At 60.7% G+C, this 18,820-nt stretch carries 13 protein-coding genes and 1 CRISPR repeat array (1 of these 14 cut by a window edge); of the genes, 4 read left to right on the top strand and 9 right to left on the bottom strand.

Going from position 1 to position 18,820, the window contains the following annotated elements; all coding sequences use genetic code 11:
* Positions 1-193: 193 nt before the first annotated feature.
* Both KJQ12_RS05255 and KJQ12_RS05250 read left to right on the top strand, forming a co-directional pair.
* Positions 194-2,032 carry a cache domain-containing sensor histidine kinase gene (locus tag KJQ12_RS05255; RefSeq protein ID WP_213483775.1) on the top strand — a complete coding sequence of 613 codons (1,839 nt, stop codon included), beginning with the start codon at positions 194-196 and terminating at the stop codon, positions 2,030-2,032.
* Complete coding sequence (locus KJQ12_RS05250; RefSeq protein ID WP_213483774.1) at positions 2,010-3,638, top strand: response regulator; 1,629 nt, start codon at positions 2,010-2,012, stop codon at positions 3,636-3,638. The genes KJQ12_RS05255 and KJQ12_RS05250 overlap by 23 nt, the downstream gene beginning before the upstream one ends.
* A 197-nt stretch (positions 3,639-3,835) precedes the next feature.
* Here the strand turns inward: KJQ12_RS05250 and KJQ12_RS05245 are convergent, their stop codons facing one another.
* The 8 genes from KJQ12_RS05245 to KJQ12_RS05210 all read right to left on the bottom strand — a co-directional run bounded on the left by KJQ12_RS05245 (position 3,836) and on the right by KJQ12_RS05210 (position 11,279).
* Entirely contained in the window at positions 3,836-4,048 is a 213-nt protein-coding gene (locus KJQ12_RS05245) for a hypothetical protein (protein WP_213483773.1), read from the bottom strand.
* Between the two features lie 41 nt (positions 4,049-4,089).
* Positions 4,090-4,353: an RNA polymerase sigma factor gene (locus tag KJQ12_RS05240; RefSeq protein ID WP_244860438.1), complete on the bottom strand. Its 264-nt coding sequence runs from the start codon at positions 4,351-4,353 to the stop codon at positions 4,090-4,092.
* Positions 4,354-5,078: 725 nt separating this feature from the next.
* A complete protein-coding gene (locus tag KJQ12_RS05235) occupies positions 5,079-6,281 on the bottom strand; it encodes an enolase C-terminal domain-like protein (protein ID WP_213483772.1) in 1,203 nt (400 codons plus the stop codon).
* Positions 6,282-6,283: 2 nt separating this feature from the next.
* Positions 6,284-7,102, bottom strand: a complete 819-nt coding sequence (locus KJQ12_RS05230) for an SDR family NAD(P)-dependent oxidoreductase (RefSeq protein WP_213483771.1) — start codon at positions 7,100-7,102, stop codon at positions 6,284-6,286.
* A 32-nt stretch (positions 7,103-7,134) separates the two neighbouring features.
* Positions 7,135-8,028, bottom strand: a complete 894-nt coding sequence (locus KJQ12_RS05225; protein WP_213483770.1) for a hypothetical protein — start codon at positions 8,026-8,028, stop codon at positions 7,135-7,137.
* 22 nt (positions 8,029-8,050) lie between these two features.
* On the bottom strand, positions 8,051-8,869 hold the full coding sequence (locus KJQ12_RS05220; protein ID WP_213483769.1) for a carbohydrate ABC transporter permease: 819 nt from the start codon (positions 8,867-8,869) through the stop codon (positions 8,051-8,053).
* A complete protein-coding gene (locus tag KJQ12_RS05215) occupies positions 8,869-9,762 on the bottom strand; it encodes a carbohydrate ABC transporter permease (RefSeq protein ID WP_213483838.1) in 894 nt (297 codons plus the stop codon). The genes KJQ12_RS05220 and KJQ12_RS05215 overlap by 1 nt, the downstream gene beginning before the upstream one ends.
* Positions 9,763-9,896: 134 nt before the next feature.
* Positions 9,897-11,279 (bottom strand): ABC transporter substrate-binding protein, encoded by a 1,383-nt coding sequence (locus tag KJQ12_RS05210; protein WP_244860436.1) that lies wholly within the window; start codon positions 11,277-11,279, stop codon positions 9,897-9,899.
* 274 nt (positions 11,280-11,553) lie between these two features.
* Between KJQ12_RS05210 and KJQ12_RS05205 the strand changes: the two genes are divergently transcribed.
* Positions 11,554-12,612: a LacI family DNA-binding transcriptional regulator gene (locus tag KJQ12_RS05205; RefSeq protein ID WP_213483768.1), complete on the top strand. Its 1,059-nt coding sequence runs from the start codon at positions 11,554-11,556 to the stop codon at positions 12,610-12,612.
* Positions 12,613-12,643: 31 nt separating this feature from the next.
* Positions 12,644-14,962 carry a glycosyl hydrolase gene (locus tag KJQ12_RS05200; RefSeq protein WP_213483767.1) on the top strand — a complete coding sequence of 773 codons (2,319 nt, stop codon included), beginning with the start codon at positions 12,644-12,646 and terminating at the stop codon, positions 14,960-14,962.
* 138 nt (positions 14,963-15,100) lie between these two features.
* Here KJQ12_RS05200 and KJQ12_RS05195 read toward each other — a convergent pair.
* Positions 15,101-15,923, bottom strand: a protein-coding gene (locus KJQ12_RS05195; RefSeq protein WP_213483766.1) for an IS5-like element ISPaen3 family transposase whose coding sequence is annotated in 2 segments (ribosomal slippage) — positions 15,101-15,571 and positions 15,573-15,923 — 822 coding nt in all. Because the reading frame shifts where the segments join, the coding sequence is not laid out codon by codon here.
* A 120-nt stretch (positions 15,924-16,043) separates the two neighbouring features.
* Positions 16,044-18,820: a CRISPR direct-repeat array (repeat unit 32 nt; unit sequence CTTTCAATCCACGCACCCGCACGGGGTGCGAC) (it continues 186 nt past the right edge of the window).

The raw sequence follows: 18,820 nt of genomic DNA, 5'->3' as shown, positions 1-18,820 counted from the left end.
CAATACAATCTCCTCCCTCATCCGGCATTGTGTACAGCAAAGTATAAGGAAGAAGTATGCGCATGAACACGGATTTTCATGATGAAAGAGGTGCAATATTTTGATGTCGAAGCCGTCAATCTTTGCAAGTGGCAAGGCGCATTTCGAATTGTTATACTGAATACGATTTCTGATGGAACGAGAGGGGAGCGGGATGAAAACGTTTTACAGAAGCAGTCTGCGCAACAAGCTGATCGCGTTTCTCCTGGCCTCCATCGTTCTGCCGATCTCGATCTCCATCCTGATCACCTACAACTACACGAAAGAATCCGTGAAGTCCTATTATATCCGGGAAAATACGAACCTGATGCATCAAGGGGCCGTCAACCTGCTGGGCTATCTGGAGCGCATCAACGAAGCCTCCCTGCTCACCTACAACAACCTGTCCGATAAATACAGCCTTTACCAGCTCATCCAGAACGGCACCCAGTCGTATCTGGAAGAGCGGGAAATGTACCGGAACCTGCAGTTCATGGCAAACTCCGTCAAGGAAATCGAGCAGATCTACCTCTACTCCGCCATGGAGGACCACTCGTACCGGTACGCCTACAAATTGCTGCGCAGCACCCCGGGGCAGACGTACATCCCGGATCTGGATGAAGAGCGGGACGCGCAGATCGAAGCCGTGCATGCCAGCCATGAGTACGGCATCGAGAAGCCGAAATTTCCGTATCATCTGTCAAAGGAAGTGTTCTCGTTCCACCGCAAGATTCTGAACGCGCCGACCGGCGAAGTGCTCGGCATCATGTCGATCGACATCCGGACCGACATGATCCGGGAGATCAGCAGCATGCTGTACACCCCGGGCAGCGAGGAGCTGTACATCCTCGACCGGCAGGGCAACCTGATCTTCGCTTCCGATGCGGATCCGGCGGAAGAAGACGGATATGCATGGGTGCAGAGCATTCTCGATCAGGCGGCGGATCGGGGCCATTATCACTATGAAGACGGGCGGTTCGAAGGCATTCACATTTACGAGAGCCTGTCATCGCCCTGGCTGGATTGGCTGCTCGTCAAACGGATTCCCTATGAGACGCTGTACCGGGATCCTCGGCAGCTGACGCTGATCAACAGCCTGGCCGTGTCGGTATTCCTGATCATCGCCGCGACCGCCGCCGTGATCATCTCCTATCGGTTCACGAACCCGATCAAGCAGCTCCTGCGCTACATCAACAAGCTCGAGAGCGGCAACCTGGACGCGGGTCTGGCGATCGACAGGAGCGACGAGATCGGCATTCTGTCCAAACGTTTCTACCAATTAATACAGCGGATCAACCAGCTCATCATGCGCGAATACCGGCTGGAGCTCGCCAGCAAGTCGAACCAGCTCAAGGCGCTGCAGGCGCAGATCAACCCGCATTTCATGAACAACGCCCTGCAGTCGATCGGCACGCTGGCGCTGCAGCACGGGGACCGCAAGGTGTACACGCTCATTTCCTCCCTCGGGAAAATGATGCGCTACCATATGCGCGCGGACAACTCGAGCGTTCCGCTGTCCGCGGAGCTTGACTACGTGCAGTCGTATCTGGCCTTGCAGCGCCAGCGGTTCGATGAGAATCTGCAATACCGGATCGAAACGGATGACGCGGCGCGCGCCGTCCAGGTGCCCCGGATGATTCTGCAGCCGATCGTGGAAAATGTGTTCAAGCACGGCATTCAGCCGGCGCTCGACCCCGGGGAAATCACCGTGGTCTGCCGGATGGTTGAGCCTTCCGTCCTCGAAATCCGGGTCGCAGACAACGGCGTCGGCATGGAGGAAGCGGAACGTGAGAAGCTGCAGGCCATTCTGAACCGGACGGAGAGCGCGTTCGAACCGGTGAGCGGAGACGGCGGCATCGGGCTCATCAACATTTTGTCCCGGCTTCGGCTTTTCTACAGCGACGAGGTGCGGATGAGACTGGAAAACCGCGCGCCGCGCGGGCTTGAGGTCATCATCTCGATTCCGCTCGGCGAGAAGGAGGGCATGTTCGATGAAAGCACTGATCGTGGATGACGAGAAGCATGTCCGGGACGCCATCCGTCTGCTGGTCGAGTGGGAGCGGTACGGGATTGACGAAGTGTTCGAAGCGCCGGAAGGCGAGTCGGCCATCCGCATCATCGAGGCCGAGCGGCCCGACATTGTTTTTACCGATATGCGCATGCCCGTGATGAGCGGGGTCGAGCTGCTGGAGTGGATTCACCGGCATCGGCCCCAGGCGAAGACGATCGTCATCAGCGGCCATGACGATTTCGACTTCGTCCGCCACACGGTGAAATACGGCGGCATGGACTACATCCTGAAGCCGATCGACGAGGGCGAACTGAACGAAGCGCTGGCGAAGGCGGTGCAGAGCTGGCACAAAGAAAATGAAGCGCGAAAACAGAACCAGATCCGCTCCATCGAGATCAACCGGATCAAGCCGGCCTACTGGGACAAATTGTTCTCCGGCCTGATCGAAGAAGCCGGGAAGTACGAATCGTTCGCGGAGCATTTCGAGCGGGAATTCCGCGTTGCGGCAAAGCCGGAGACGGGCCGGACAGCGGTCATGAGCATCGACACGCTGCCGCGCTTCATCCGCGACAAGTTCGGCTCGCACCTCGACCTTCTGTTCTTCTCGCTGACGAACATCGCGAACGAAGTGCTGCAGCGCGACAGGTCGGGCTACGCGTTCCGCCATTGGAACAGCCCGCATGAGCTGGTCGTCGTCTGCTGGCATTCGCCGGAGACGCTCGAGGATCGCATCCGCGGCATCAACGAGGGCATCCGGTTCGTGCTGGGCGGCAGCCTGGATGCGGGAATCGGCACGATGCAGCCTTTTCCCGGCGGGCTGAAAGATTCGTACCGCGAGGCGCTGGCCGCCCTGCGGCAGCGGAATCTGCTCGAGACGCCCGGGCGCATGCTGCACTACGGCGCAGGCCAGCCGCAGCGTTTCATGCCGCTGCCGTTCAGCCGGTTCGAGGCCGATTTCCGCTCCGCCCTGCTCAGCGCCCGGGAAGACCAGATCGAATCGGTCACCGACCAGTGGATCGCCGCCATCGAGCCGCTCAGCTCCATTACGGCCGAACAGATGGAGCTGTGGAACCACGAATACACCGTGTTCAAGTCCCGCTGTATCGGCGAGTTCCTGCCGGACGAAGAGTCGGCTTCGCCGCTGGTGCCGCAGGATGCGGACAGCCCGATCTTCCCGCTCGACGACAGCGGCAGGCTGTCGCTCCGGCTCCTGCGGGACGAGGTGGCGCGGGATCTGATCCGCCTTTCCGTCATGCTGACGAAGCTGGCGCAGCGGGAGCGCAACATCATCAGCGACATCGCGGACTACATTGAGCGGCATTACCATGAGGAGATGACGCTGCAGCATATTTCGGATCGGTTCTATCTGAGCCGGGAATATATTTCGCGGAGGTTCAAGCAGGAGTTCGGGGAGAACATTTCCGACTACATCGCGCGGGTCCGCATCGAGAAGGCGAAACAGCTGCTGCTCAGCCCGAATCTTCGCATCGCGCAGATCGCGGAGATCATCGGGTATCAGGACGAGAAATATTTCAGCAAAGTGTTCAAGAAGATGGTCGGCCAGTCGCCGAACGAATACCGGAAGAAGCACGAGCGCACGGGGGAATGAGGCGGCGCGGCCTCATTCCCCGTTTGTTTTGCGGAAGTTCAGCGTGTAATTGGAGCGAGGCCCGAAAGACTGTTCCAGCTTGAACCCGTTTCGCTCCGCCAGGTTCCGCGCCTCGTCCCTGGATACGAAATGCGGATCGCCGGGCTGCTCGGATACGGACAGGCGGCCGTTCGGGCGCAGGATGCGATGCGCTTCAGTCAGTTATTTTCTATGCCGTTCAGGAGGTTCGCCCCGATCTTCGGACAGAACCAGATCCTCCCCCCTTCGGCATCCTGGAACAACTTCGCTTCATACACCCCGTCCAGGTGGTCCCTCACGCGCACGCGGGTAATGGCCGGATCGAGCACGAAGCCCATGAAACCGTTGATGTTCTCGTCCGCCGCGCCGAAGCCCCACCCACTGGCGAGCACTTTCGATTGGGTGTCCTTTAAATTCTCTGACGGCGTATATGTCACCCGGGCGCCGCGCTGCCAGCCAACTCCTCTCCATACAAACTCGTCCGCCGCCTTTCCGGGACAAGATGATGCCTCGCCTCGATACCCCCGCACCGGCGATAAGCCTTGAGGAACACGTCCTGGGTGATATCGTCGGCCATGGCGCGGTGCTTTACGAGCAGAAAGGCGTAGTTCCACACCGTCTGTCCGTATTCCGCCATGAGCTGATCCAGGGCATGCGGGTCCAGGCCCGCCAGATGCCGCCAATGTTCATCGGCCAATGGTCTCACCTCAAATTATAGACAACGCGGGAGGGCGGTTGGTTCGAAGATTGAGAAAAAAGCTTCTCCACCCCAGCAGCGGATTGGGAGAAGCGGTAATGCTGATATTGCTAAGAGTTGAAGGATTTCGACTGTGATACGCCGTGACCATGGCGGCTGAGAGTTTCAATTCCTCATAGGTACTATCAAAACTTTGACACAGCGCCCGGCACAGTTGTTGTGGGCGAATCCGGTTTCAATTCCTCATAGGTACTATCAAAACCCGATTGCATCGCAAAAGGGACGGACATTCCGCAGCTTCGGGTTTCAATTCCTCATAGGTACTATCAAAACGTAGTAGAATGATCCGTTGACGAAATCCAAAATTCCCAGTTTCAATTCCTCATAGGTACTATCAAAACCCCAAAAAACCTTGTAAAATCAATCACTAAGCCAGATTTATGCCATTCTCTGAATTCCACAATTTCTTCTAATATACCACACACTGCTGGAAGAATCAGCATATCTCACGCTTTGTAGATGTCGTCGATCCCCCGGTTTTTTTGCGCTACCAGGGGTCGACGACAAAATCAATCTTGGACTACCCAAGCGGCTCACACTTCCCGTCATGCCCAAAACCCTAAAAACGCTCCCGACCACTGTGCGATAAACCCGCGGGTGATGCATAGGACCTGCGCCCGCACAATGCGCCTTGCGAGAAACTTCCTGAACAATCTCCGTCCGATTTATGGCCGCGCCGCCGTGCCGTCGGGCCTGCGGGCCAGCGTCCAGGCGGGCAGCTCGTTCCGGCACGGATATTTCGCGGCCTTCTTCTCGTCGATGTCGATGCCGAGCCCCGGCTTGTCGTTCACGTACGCGTAGCCGCCTCGCACTTCCGGGCAGCCCGGGAACACTTCCCGGATGACGTCGGAAGGGCCGTACCACTCCTGAATGCCGAAGTTCCACGAGCTCAGGTCCAGATGCAGGTTGGCCGCATGGCCGACCGGCGACACATCCCCCGGCCCGTGCCAGGCCGTCCGCACGCCGAACGATTCGCACAGCACGGCCAGCTTGCGCGCCGGCGTGAGCCCGCCGATGGCGCTGACATGGACGCGGATGAAGTCGATCAGCTGCTCCCGGATGAGCGGCATCCACTCCTGCGGGTGGACGAACAGCTCGCCCATCGCGATCGGCGTCGCCGACGCCTGGCGGAGCCGGCGGAACCAGTCGAGATCTTCCGGCGCGAGCGGATCTTCCAGGAAGAACAGCCGGTACGGCTCGAGCTGCTTCGCCAGCCGGATCGCTTCGATCGGCGCGACCCGTTCGTGGATGTCGTGGATCAGCTCCACCTCATAGCCGAACACCGAGCGGATATGCTCGAACAGTTTCGGCACGCTGCGCGCATAGGCATCGGGATCGTAGTACGCGCCGGGCGCCGCCCCTTCCGGCGAATGGAAGCGGTCCTGCCGTCCGCCGTACAATCCCCACTGGCAGCGGATGGACCGGTATCCTTCCTCCAGGTACCGGGCGACATTGTCCTCGACTTCCTTCAGATCCCGGCCGTCGGCGTGGCGGTAGACGGCGGCCGCCTCGCGGCATTTGCCGCCCAGCAGCTCGTAGACGGGCATGCCGGCCAGCTTGCCCTTGATGTCCCAGAGCGCCATGTCGACGCCGGATATCGCGTTGTTCAGCACCGGGCCGTTGCGCCAGTAGGCGCTGACCATCGCCGTCTGCCAGATGTCCTCGATCCGCCGCGGATCTCGGCCGATCAGGAACGGTTTCATGTATTGCTCGACCGTCTCGGCGACGCTCAGATACCGCTGCGTAAACGTGGCGCACCCGAGGCCGTACAGCCCCGGCTCACTCGTCTCCACCTTGACGACGACGAGATTGATCCCTTCCGGCGCCGTCAGAATGACTTTGACGTCCCGAATCTCCAGATTGCCCACCGCTATCCCTCCGCTTCTCGTTCCATACTGCCCCACGGGTCGCCGGGCGCCCGCTCCGGACTCTCCGGCATACCGGGCAAAATCAGTCCGCCGTCCACGCGCAGCGAAATACCGGTCACATACGACGCCTGCTCCGAACAGAGGAACGCGACCGCATCCGCGACATCCTCCGGCCGGCCGACCCGCCCGAGCGGAATCCGCGGGCCAAGCGCTTCGTAGAACCGGTTCGGCTCCCGCACCATGATCGCGCCGGGCGCCACGCAGTTGACGCGGATGCCGTACGGCGCCAGTTCCAGCGCCAGCGACTGGACGCTCCGCTCGACGGCCGCCTTCAGGCCGCCGTACACCGCGTCTTCGGGATACGCCCGCGTTGCCCGGGATGAACTGATCTGCACGATGCGGCCGGCGATCCTTTCCCGGATCATATGCCGCGCGGCCAGCCCCATCAGCTGCAGCGGCGCGCGGTAGTTCAGCGCATACAGCTCATCCATCTCCGCCGCGGTCATGTCCCGCAGCCTGTAGAATCTGCTGATTCCCGCGTTGCTGACGAGCACGTCGATCCGCCCCATCGTCTCCACCGCGCGTTCAAAGAGCGCCTCCGCCGTCTCCGGCAGCCGCAGATCTCCCTGAAAAACGCCGCATCGCCGGCCGTGGACCTCGCGGATCTCCCGCGCCACCGCTTCCGCCAGTTCCGGCTCGTTCCCGTGCGCGATGAACACGTCATACCCGCACGCCGCCAGCTTCAGCGCGATGCCGCGGCCGATGCCCATGCTGGCGCCCGTCACAATCGCCGTGCCAACCGTCCTCCCGCCTGCCGTCATCCCATCACCGCCGTTTCATCATGATGTCCGCATCATCCGTCCGCATCTCCGGATCGAAAAAACTCGTACACCCGCCGCCACGTCTTCCGTTCCCCCGGCATCACCCGAAGCGCGATGAACAGTTCGGGCGAAAGCACATGCGGCGCCCCCCATACGGCGAGCCGGGCCGCTTCGAACCGGCAGATTTCGCGCAAGCCGACGCCGGTCGGCATATGCACCAGTTCCCATCCGACCGCCGCGGCGGGCGGAACCCCGAATGCGCAGTAGATGTCCCGTTCCGGCTCGCAGAGCAGCCGCAGCCCACGCTCCGCAACATCGACGATCCGGGGCGTGTACGCCGGCTCCATCGCGTCAAGCCGTACCGGCATGGCGAACGTCAGCCGGTACGCGGGCCCCGGGCAGTGCCCGTCGATCGCCAGGAAATTGTGCGTGTACTCCTCCGTCACGATCGGTTCGGTGCCGACGTTGTGCAGGGCGTAGTCGATGATCAGGGAGGCGCCGTCGATCCGGATCTTCTTTTCCAACTTCGCCGCATAACCCCTGCATTCCTTCGGCTCCACGATGAATTGCGCAAATTGTCCATCAACTTCCATCCGAATCGAAAAATAATCCGCCGGATACGCAGCCCTGAAATCATAGTCCGCCCCGTCCAGCCGCGTCAGCAGCCCCACTCCGAGCTTCGGAAACGGCTGCCCGGCGGCGGCGCTGTTATACCCGACCGGTGTGAACAGCCCGAATTCGCTGCAGATGCCGGCCCCTCCGGTGCCCTCGCCGGGGGCCGGCCGCTCGCGCGTGCAGAACGTATGGCCGCCACGCTTCAGCCGTACCTGCGTGATGAAGCCGGTCCGGTCGAATCGGACGCCCGCGCAAGCCGCGGGGTCCGCCAGCTCGACCGCCAGATGGTCGTTCTCCAGAATGTGCCCCATCCGCATCTTCCTTCCCGCCGTCTCAGGCCTTCAGCGCGCCGGCCAACGCCCCGTCGACGATGTACCGCTGCACGAACGCGTAGAGCAGGATGAGCGGCGCCGCGACAATGATGATGCCGCAGGCGAGCATCGGCCAGTTGTTCAGGTATTGGCCCCGGAAGGCGAACAGCCCTTTCGTCACCGGCGCCAGTCCCGGATCGGACAGATAGATGACCGGCAGGATGATGTCGTTCCACGTCTGGATGGCCGTCAGGATCGCCCCCGTCGCCAGCACCGGTTTCGTCAGCGGCAGCAGGATCGTGAACAGGTACCGGATATAGCCGCATCCGTCGATCGCCGCCGCTTCGTCCAGCTCCCGGGAGATCGACTTGACGTACCCGACAATGAGCAGGAACGCGATGCCCGTGCCGGACGTCCGGAGCAGAATGTAGCCGATCTGGGTGTTGTAGAGCCCCAGCTCGTTCATCAGCGCGAACTGGGGAACGAGCGGATTCGGGAGGAACAGCGAGATCAGGAAGAACGTGTAGAAGAACCCGCTGAACCGCACATAGCCGCGCGAGATCGGGAACGCCGCGATGAGCGAGACGATCAGCGTCAGCACCGTTGCCGACGTCGTGTAGAAAATGCTGTTCCACAAATAGTCGGCGAAATTGCCCAGCTTCCATGCTTCCGCGAAGTTCGACAGCCGGATCGACTTGGCGAGCGCAACCGGATCGGCGAGGTACTCGAACTGCGTCTTCATCGCAACGTTGACGAGATAGAAAAGCGGGAACAGGTACAGCACCATCAGCAGCAGCACGACGCCGTACCGGGATGTCGTAGCGGCGTAAGACTCTCGCATCACAGCTCCACCTCCCTCTTCCGGAAGTACACCATGGCCGTCACGGCGAAGATCAGCACGAAGACGAACTGGATCATGCCGATGGCCGAAGCCCGGCCGTAATCGGCGGATGTGCTGCCGAACGCCGCAGCGAACACGTTCCAGGCCAGCGTCGACGTCTCGAACTTGCCGCCCGTCAGGACATAGATGATGTCGAACGTCTGCAGCGCGCCGATGATGGACAGCAGCATGTTCACCGTCACCGCGGGCGCGATCATCGGGTACGTAATGTGGCGGAACGCCGTCCATCCTTTTGCCCCGTCAATATAGCCGGCTTCGTACAGATCGCGGGGGATGGACTGCAGACCCGCGAGGAAAATTGTCATCGAGTAGCCCATATACATCCAGATCTGCACGAAAATGATAAGATCGAACGCCACTTCGTAGCTGCCGAAGAAGTTCGAGGATGTGCCGAACATTTTCAGAATCCGCTGCACGGGCCCGCCCATCGGATTGAACATAAGCTGCCAGATCAGACCGGACACTGTCACGCCGAGCACGACGGGCAGGAACAGCGTCGCACGGTAGAACACGTCGCCCTTCAGCTTCCGGTTGAGCAGGACGGCGACGAACAGCGCGACCGCGTTCTGGATGAGGACGACCGCGAAGGCGAAGTAGAGCGATCGTCCGATCGCCTTCATCTGGTCATCGGCGTTGGACGCCGTGAAGAACGTTCTGTAATTCTCCCACCCGATGAAATGCCACTCCGTGCCGGGAATCCCCGTCGCGTCGGTGAACGAGAACACGACCGTCACCAACGAGGGGCCGAAGCCGAACAGCACGTAGAGCGCGGTCGGGATCATGAGCAGCAGGAACGGCAGATGGCGCGCCATCCCTTTGCCGAATGGATACATGGCATACACCTCGGTGTCGCGCAAAACGGCTGGCTCCGTCCTCTTCCAGGTGGGCGGCACCCGTTCTGCGGCTTATGTCTTGTGAAAAATGATGTTGGAGCCCGCGAAAGACTCCAACATCCCGCTCAATTGGGTTATTTCGGCGCCGCGGCGTCCCAGTCTTTCTGCGACAGCGCGGCCAGCTCCTGCGCGGTCGCAATCGGACCGGCGGGCTTCAGAAATTCGGCGTGCACGCTCGAAGCGCTTGCGTATTGGCCGACGTTCTCGCGATTGATGAACAGCTGGTCCCACGCGAGTTTGAATTCGCCGAGATAAGGCATGATTTCATTGATGAATTCGCTTTCGACCTTGACGTCCTGGTTCGGCAGGAAGCCGGCCGCGTTGACGAAGGCGGTGTAGTTCTCCGGAATGCTCATCTCTTCGAGGAACTTCAGCGCCCATTCCTTGTTCGGCGATTTCTCGACGACCATCCAGGTCATGTCGTATTTGCCCGCCAGGTTGGCGTTCTTCGCCGGATCGTTGCTGCCCGGAATCGGGAAGTAGCCGAACTTCAGATCCGGGTTCAGCGAAGCGTAGGTCGGCGCGTTCCACGTGCCGTCCGCAACCATCGCGACCTGGCCGGACGCGAAGACGCTCGGCAGCGTGCCGTAGTCGAGCCCCATGAACCCTTCATGCGCGTAGTTCATGAGCACCTGCGCTTTCTCGAGAATCTCGATGGCCACCGGATCGGTGAACTTCGTCTCGCCCGTCCACAAGCCTTTGATGTATTCGAGCTGGTCATCGTGGATCGTCGCCTGCAGGCCTTGCACCGCCAGGTTGAACGGCCAGACGTCGCGGCCCGCGAAGCCGAGCGGCGTGACGCCGTTCGATTTCAGCGTCTCGAGCAGGTTCACGAATTCATCCCAGGTCTTCGGGATCTGCAGGTTGTACTTCTCGAAAATCTCCTTATTGTAGTACAGGCCCGTGAACGACACTTTGCCCATGTTGACGCCGTACGCCTTGCCGTTGTACATGACCGCGTTCTCGACGTCCGTCTGATTGTAGTGCGAGAGGAACGATTCGTTCGTCAGATCGGCGATCAGGCCCGCATCCGCCCATTGCTTCCACAGCGGGTCGGCCGCGCCCGGCGACCATTCCTGCGGCGCGCCGACGAAGGCGCTCCGGTAGGCCATGATGTCGGCATCATTCGCGTTGATGCGCGTCTGCATCAGTTGATCGTAGGTGTCGTCGGAAGGCACCGTCGTGTACTCGACCTTCACATTCGGATACTTCTGCTCAAATTGCGGAATGAAGACGTCGGTCATGAACTTGTTGACCGGCTCGTTGATCCAGTGCAGCACGCGCAGCGTCACCGGTTTGTCTCCCGCGGAGCCGCCGCCTCCGTTTCCGGAAGATGATGACGGCGATGACGATGAACCGGAGTTATTTTTGCCTCCCCCGTCACCGCTGCCGCCTCCGCATGCGGCGAGCGTGAAGACCATCACGAGCGCCAGCAGCATCGCAGACCATTTTCGCATTTTCTCAGCAACCTCCCTGACTGTTTGCGTGGTTGAACGTCGGCGAATCCATTTTCGGCGGGCTTTCGAAAATGTTTCGGACGCTTTACCATCATTATCGAGGATGATTTTCGAAATGTAAAGAGGTTTTTCCGAAAAAAGATGCGAAAATAAGCGAAAACATCCAATAACACCACTGGATTCTGGAACTTTTCCTGCTCTCTTGACGAAAATTTCGGAAAACCGGTATGATGGGAGGGGAATATTTCCGAAAACGATGGAGAAGGTGCCTGGATTGAACATTAAAACGATCGCCAAACTGGCCGGCGTGTCGATCTCGACCGTTTCGAAAATCATCAACAACTATCCGGATGTCAGCGAAGCGACGAGACAGCACGTCCTGAAAATCATGGAACAGCACGGTTATCAGCCCGCCGCCGGCGCCGCTTCTTCCACGAAGCTGAACGCCCTGAAGAAGTCGCAGATTGTGGCGGTCGTGTTCGCGGGGAAGCTCAACGTGGACTTCAGCCATCCTTTTTTCATCGAAGTGCTGAATGCGTTCAAGAAGCAGATCGGCCTCCTCGGCTACGACCTGCTGCTGTTCTCCAACGAGAAGTTTCATGATTCCGGCGAAGATTACCTGGCCCGCTGCCGCCATTATCGGGTGGACGGCTGTGTCATCATCGCGGGCGACGAGATCGAGCCGAGCATCTATGATCTTGCGCGCAGCGAAATTCCGTGCATCGGCGTGGACCTGAAACTGGACGGGCCGAACACGTCGTACATCATGTCGGACAACGTGAAAATTTCGCACAAGGTCATCGAGCATTTCTACATCAACGGCTACCGCGACATCGGCTACCTCGGCATCACCGGCATGACCGGTGTGATGAAAATCCGCGAAGACGCGTTCCGTGAAGCGCTCGGTCATTTCAACATGCCGTTGAATGAAGATTGGTTCGTGTACAGTGACGGTTTCCTGGAGCAGCAGGGATATGCGGCGGCGATGCGGCTGATCGACGGCGGCAGCCTGCCGCGGGCGCTGTTCGCCTCGACCGACCTGCTCGCGCTCGGCGCCCTGCGCGCCTTCCGGGAGCGCGGCATCCGCGTGCCGGAAGACATCGCACTCGTCGGCTGCGACGACATCAACGCCTGCCGCTACGTGACGCCGGCTCTGACCACCGTCCGCCAGGACAAGGAGCGGATCGGCCGGCTGGCGGCGATGATGCTCTACGATCAGATGCACAACCAGGTCCAGCCGAACGCCATCATGGTGGAGCCGCAGCTCGTCGTGCGCCAATCCTGCGGCGCCCGGCCGCTGTGGGAATCGCCCGCTTCGGGTGAACGGTCGTAACGATTGCCGATGGGGAGAGGGGATATTGTCGATGAACCGGAACAGGTCGGTCATGACCGTTCTGGCGCTGTGCGCCGCGCTGCTGGCCGGATGTACGGGGAAGCCCGCATCCGTCCCGTTCCCGGAGTTGACCGAAGCGGAAGAAGGGGCGGAGGTGCGGATCGGTCAAGGCGTCGTGCGCACCTCGCTGGACGGCACCGGCTATCAGCCGCCGCAGCCGCATGTTTACAAGACGGACCGGGTCACGGGGCCGATTCCGACCAACGACTGGTGGAGCTCGCTCGCGTGGGGACCGTTCTCCGGCGCGATGTACCCCCACCCGCTTGTCATCCGTGTGGGTCCCGACGGCCTGAATGTCGCCTATCCGCCCGTCCGGACATCGTCCGGCGGCTTCCATGCGCTCTACAAACATTCGGAGCGCGATCTGACCGTGGGCGGCCGCGGCCATGACGTCGACGACGGGCTGCTGAACGGCTTCGGCGACTGGCACGTCGACATGCTGCTGCCGAACAAGGACGGGAATGCCGCCATCCGTGCGACGTCCGCGCACGGCAGCCCGTACCTCTATTTCACGTTCGAGGGCACCGATCCGTTCGTTACGCTGAACGGAGAGGCCTCGTTTGAAGAAACCGGGCATGCACACGAAGCGGTGTTCACCGTGAACGGCCACGCCTACGCCTTGTTCGCACCCGTGGGCACGTCTTGGATTCGCGACGCGGGCGGCCTCACCGTCGAGCTGCCCGAGGACGCCCGATACGTCAGCCTGGCGCTGCTGCCCGACACACGGCCCGAGACGGTCGAGACGTTCCGCCGCTACGCCTACAGCTTCATCACCGACACGATCGTCTCCTGGCGATATGACGAGGAGACGAGCCGCGTGGAGACGACCTATCGCTTCGTCACGGAGCCGATGGAAGGGAAGGAAAAAGGCACGCTGACCGCGCTGTATCCGCATCAGTGGAAACACGTGACGGTTCAGGCGGATGATTTTCTCCCGTATGGATATGAGAGTCCGCGCGGCGTCATGAAGGTGCTGGCCGGCGAATCGTTCCGCACCGTGATGACGTACCCCGGCATTCTGCCGTTCCTGCCCGCGGCGGGGGCGGACGAGGCGCGGCTCAGGGAGTATCTCGCCGACGAGCGCGTGCAAGTGCTGCCGAGCCCGGAAGCGGAGGGCACCTACTGGTACGGCAAAAACTACAACCGCCTCGCCCAGCTCATCCCGATCGCGCGGCAGCTCGGGGAGAGCGAAACCGAAGAGCAGCTGCGGCAGACGATCCGGGAAGACATGGAGCGGGCGTTGACCGGCGCCGATCCTGCGAGGATCGCCTACTACGACCGGATATGGGGCACGCTGAACCTGTACCCGACGCAATTCGGCGCCGATCTGGTGCTGAACGATCATCATTTTCATTACGGGTATTGGGTGCTGGCCGCCGCGATGCTCGCCTACGAGGACGCGGAGTGGGCGCGGTCCGACCGGATGGGCGGCATGATCGAGCTCCTGATCCGGGACTACGCGAACTGGGAGCGCGGCGAGGATCAGCCGTTCCCGTTCCTGCGCACGTTCGACCCGTATGCCGGGCACTCGTGGGCGTCGGGCAACGCGACCGACATCAATTCGTATTCGCCGGGCAACAACCAGGAGTCGTCATCGGAGGCGCTCATGGCGGCGGCTGCGCTGATCCTGTGGGGCGACGCGACCGGCAACCGCGCGATCCGGGATACGGGGATCTATCTGTACACGACGGAAGTTGAAGCGGTGAAAAATTATTGGCTGGATACGGAGAACGAGCATTTTCCGGAAGCGTATGAACAGGACTATGCGCCGATCGTCGTCTCGGCCGGCGGCGAATTCCGCACCTGGTGGACGACGAACCCCGAAGAGATCTACGGCATCAACGTGCTGCCGGTGACCGGCGCCTCCCTGTACTGGGGGCACGATCCGGACTACGCGCGGAAGTTCTACGACGACATGGCCGCGCTGAACGGCGGGCCGCCGCAGGAGTGGCGGGACATTCTCGGGATGCTGCGGGCGCTGTACGATCCCTCGGGCGCGCTCGCCGATTTCGAGGCGTCGCCGCCCGTGCCCGAGTACGGCGAGAGCCGGACGCACACGTACCATTGGATCGCGAACCTGAACGCGCTCGGGCGGGTCGACCCGTCGATCGTCGCCGACACGACGCTGTTCGCCGTGTTCCGCCGGGACGACCGCGTCACCTACGCGGCCTACAACGGCGGCGACAAGCCGATCACCGTCACGTTCAAGCGCGCCGCCGACGGCGCGAAGGTGCATACGATGAAGGTGCCGGCGAAGGAGATGGCGGCGGAGACGGTGAGCGGGGGTTGAGGGGCGGCTTGTTGAGGGAGTAGAAGAGTGATTGGGAAGCACCTCGAGCCGGTGGGCTGCGGGGTGTTTTTGTGGTTGTGGTGGTTGGGCGGTAGTGGAGTCAAGATGATGAAAGGTGTAGCTAATGTTTTTTAGTACCTATCCGAAAACCTCTGCGCAGCGGAAACAAATCCAGGCGCAGGCAAAATGGAGCATGGCCTCGTAGTTCTCCACTTTCTTTTCCCAACGAATGAACAAGCGGCGAAAGCGATTCATCCAGGAGTGGATCCGTTCGACCACCCATCGTCTGGCCCGGTATCCGGGAATCGCCGCTTTTTCTTCTTTCTCTTCGCCGCGCGAACGCAAATGAAGGACATATCCCAACTCGGCCACTTGTTCCCGGATGATCGGATAGTCGTATCCCTTATCCAGGCACAAATGCTGCGGGTTCTTCGCGTCCGGTTCCGGTCGCGGAGCAGCCGGCTCGGACAGCGTGGGCCCCAGCAGTTTCATATCGTGACGATTCGCCCCATCGACGACGACGCCCAAGGGCATGCCGCGTCCATCCGTCCACAAACTCCGCTTGGTTCCACGCTTGCCGCGATCCGTCGGGTTAGGACCCGTCTTTTTTTCCCCCAAGCGGAGCCTTGGTCATGGCTCCGTCCACCGCTTGCCAGGTCCATTCGATTCCTTTGGCCTCGTCGTACGCTTGCAACCCGGCCTCCCACATCCGTTTGAATACGCCTTGTTCCTGCCAATATTGAAAGCGGTCATGCACCGTACTGGCGGCCCCCATTTGACGGGGCAACGCTTTCCACTGGATGCCCGTGCGGAGCACGTAAAAAATCGCCGTCATCGCCTGACGATCATCCATGCGCGGACGACCGCCCTTCGGTTTTGGCGGTTCCTCCGGTAGCAAAGGTTGGATTTTCTCCCACAGTTCATCGGGAATCGAAAAGAGTTGCTTCGGTGCATTTGCCATGACGATCTCCTCCAAGTGCTTCTCTTGAAGGAATTCGACATGTTCCACCGTTTTCCTACTTGCTTATAATGGTTTTCGGATAGGCTCTAAACACCAGCTTCTCACCGTCGCGATTGGCCACTTTCAATCCACGCACCCGCACGGGGTGCGACATCGGATTCGTTCGAGCAGTTCCGTCATTGTCTGCTTTCAATCCACGCACCCGCACGGGGTGCGACGACTGCGCGGCTCAGCTGCGACAAGGCGATGATCGCTTTCAATCCACGCACCCGCACGGGGTGCGACGAAATGGGTTATCGTCTCCGTGCCCTCGTTGGTGACTTTCAATCCACGCACCCGCACGGGGTGCGACCTCAATGACGGTAAGCCGTATCTGGACGCGGAGCCGCTTTCAATCCACGCACCCGCACGGGGTGCGACTTCAGGGCGCCGCGAAGGCGTGGGTGCAAGGTACCTTTCAATCCACGCACCCGCACGGGGTGCGACACGGATGGAGTCAGCAAATTGTTCCGTCTGATCGCTTTCAATCCACGCACCCGCACGGGGTGCGACCGCGCTGGTCACGGCGAAGCTTCGACGGGCCGAACTTTCAATCCACGCACCCGCACGGGGTGCGACCAATCCCCGTCCAGATCAATCACTTCGTCGCCCTCTTTCAATCCACGCACCCGCACGGGGTGCGACCCGCCGAGGTCACCGGCTTTCACACCGATTTCCGGCTTTCAATCCACGCACCCGCACGGGGTGCGACCGAATGACGGTCGGCACTTCTTTTTTCGTTTTCACTTTCAATCCACGCACCCGCACGGGGTGCGACCTGGCAATCCGAAGGCATAGACACACCATGGGAGGTCTTTCAATCCACGCACCCGCACGGGGTGCGACTGCGATAGTGGACGACCCGGTCAAAAACTCCGAACTTTCAATCCACGCACCCGCACGGGGTGCGACTGAAACCCTGAATACCTACTGGCAGGGCGATTGTCTTTCAATCCACGCACCCGCACGGGGTGCGACGTTAGAGTGGAGCAAAACATCACAATGCAAGGTGCTTTCAATCCACGCACCCGCACGGGGTGCGACTTTTGACCCCGATCTTCTGGCCGCGGCGATGGAACTTTCAATCCACGCACCCGCACGGGGTGCGACTGTGCTGCGGACGCCGGATCAGTTCAACCAGCGCTTTCAATCCACGCACCCGCACGGGGTGCGACTTTGCTTCGGCATATACGAGATCGACGAAGAAAAGACCTTTCAATCCACGCACCCGCACGGGGTGCGACTGACTCTCTGTTGGATTCAAGACGGCCGAGAAGAACTTTCAATCCACGCACCCGCACGGGGTGCGACTACAACGGCATGGACGCGCAGGCGCTGCTCGAACCTTTCAATCCACGCACCCGCACGGGGTGCGACGTCGAATGGATAGGCTGCCCGGCCTATTTTCGAGACTTTCAATCCACGCACCCGCACGGGGTGCGACTCATTTAGCTGGACGTTTGTGCAACTGCTTAAAGCCTTTCAATCCACGCACCCGCACGGGGTGCGACTGGAGGCGGAGCGCTGAGAGCGCTGGACTATTGGCTTTCAATCCACGCACCCGCACGGGGTGCGACTTCGCAGTCTCCTTTCAACGGTACAATTAGGCACTTTCAATCCACGCACCCGCACGGGGTGCGACCCGGTCCATCTTTCCAAGCGTTCGTCTGTGCCGGTCTTTCAATCCACGCACCCGCACGGGGTGCGACGAGTACGTACTACAGACTTTCTAAGCGGCTGGAAGCTTTCAATCCACGCACCCGCACGGGGTGCGACCTTGGGAGTTGGTTTCGGCCCGGTCGAATATCTGCTTTCAATCCACGCACCCGCACGGGGTGCGACAGCGCCGACATCTTCGACGTCGACTTCACGGACGGCTTTCAATCCACGCACCCGCACGGGGTGCGACATCCGACTTGCGGAACCGGTTGTGTGCCGCGATGCTTTCAATCCACGCACCCGCACGGGGTGCGACGTGATATAGCTGTTGCCGCGGTTGCGGTTCGTACGCTTTCAATCCACGCACCCGCACGGGGTGCGACTCGGGAACCGTGGATCGTTTCCGCTGATCGAGTACTTTCAATCCACGCACCCGCACGGGGTGCGACGTGGACGGTACTCAGCACATACGGCGGGAAGCTGACGGACTTTCAATCCACGCACCCGCACGGGGTGCGACGAGATTCACACGGGCCATTATCACGTCGAGGACGCTTTCAATCCACGCACCCGCACGGGGTGCGACCGCGGGCGTCTGGTATCTCGGATCCCGTTGCGAGGCTTTCAATCCACGCACCCGCACGGGGTGCGACCAACCGCCGACGATGCATACCGGATCAAGCAATGCTTTCAATCCACGCACCCGCACGGGGTGCGACTCGATCACATCGGTTCGCACCGGAAATCCATCGGACTTTCAATCCACGCACCCGCACGGGGTGCGACTCGAGCGGCTCGAGCAAGAGCTGGCCGAACTGTAAACTTTCAATCCACGCACCCGCACGGGGTGCGACGCTGCCCGAACCGCCGAAGGAGAGCGGGAGGGACTTTCAATCCACGCACCCGCACGGGGTGCGACCGGACAATCGCAAGTAAATTCATAGTCATAATAGCCTTTCAATCCACGCACCCGCACGGGGTGCGACAGCTGTACCTGATCGGCTTCATGAACTTCGAGCCCTTTCAATCCACGCACCCGCACGGGGTGCGACCTACTACGCGCTTCACGATGACCTGTGCGAAGCTCTTTCAATCCACGCACCCGCACGGGGTGCGACCCAGCGCGCCGGTTGATCTGGAAGAAGTAGAAGACTTTCAATCCACGCACCCGCACGGGGTGCGACGAAAAATCACACCGT

Origin of the sequence: Thermobacillus xylanilyticus, from assembly GCF_907165215.1 — a bacterium.
In the GTDB taxonomy this organism is placed as follows: Bacteria; Bacillota; Bacilli; order Paenibacillales; family Paenibacillaceae; genus Thermobacillus; species Thermobacillus xylanilyticus.
This window is presented reverse-complemented; position numbering and strand designations above follow the sequence as displayed.

Coding starts and splice junctions, on each gene's coding strand:
- KJQ12_RS05255 (WP_213483775.1), top strand. CDS start 194: ATGAAAACGTTTTACAGAAGCAGTCTGCGCAACAAGCTGATCGCGTTT.
- KJQ12_RS05250 (WP_213483774.1), top strand. CDS start 2,010: ATGAAAGCACTGATCGTGGATGACGAGAAGCATGTCCGGGACGCCATC.
- KJQ12_RS05200 (WP_213483767.1), top strand. CDS start 12,644: ATGAACCGGAACAGGTCGGTCATGACCGTTCTGGCGCTGTGCGCCGCG.
- KJQ12_RS05210 (WP_244860436.1), bottom strand. CDS start 11,279: ATGCGAAAATGGTCTGCGATGCTGCTGGCGCTCGTGATGGTCTTCACG.
- KJQ12_RS05225 (WP_213483770.1), bottom strand. CDS start 8,028: ATGGGGCACATTCTGGAGAACGACCATCTGGCGGTCGAGCTGGCGGAC.
- KJQ12_RS05230 (WP_213483771.1), bottom strand. CDS start 7,102: ATGACGGCAGGCGGGAGGACGGTTGGCACGGCGATTGTGACGGGCGCC.
- KJQ12_RS05215 (WP_213483838.1), bottom strand. CDS start 9,762: ATGTATCCATTCGGCAAAGGGATGGCGCGCCATCTGCCGTTCCTGCTG.
- KJQ12_RS05220 (WP_213483769.1), bottom strand. CDS start 8,869: ATGCGAGAGTCTTACGCCGCTACGACATCCCGGTACGGCGTCGTGCTG.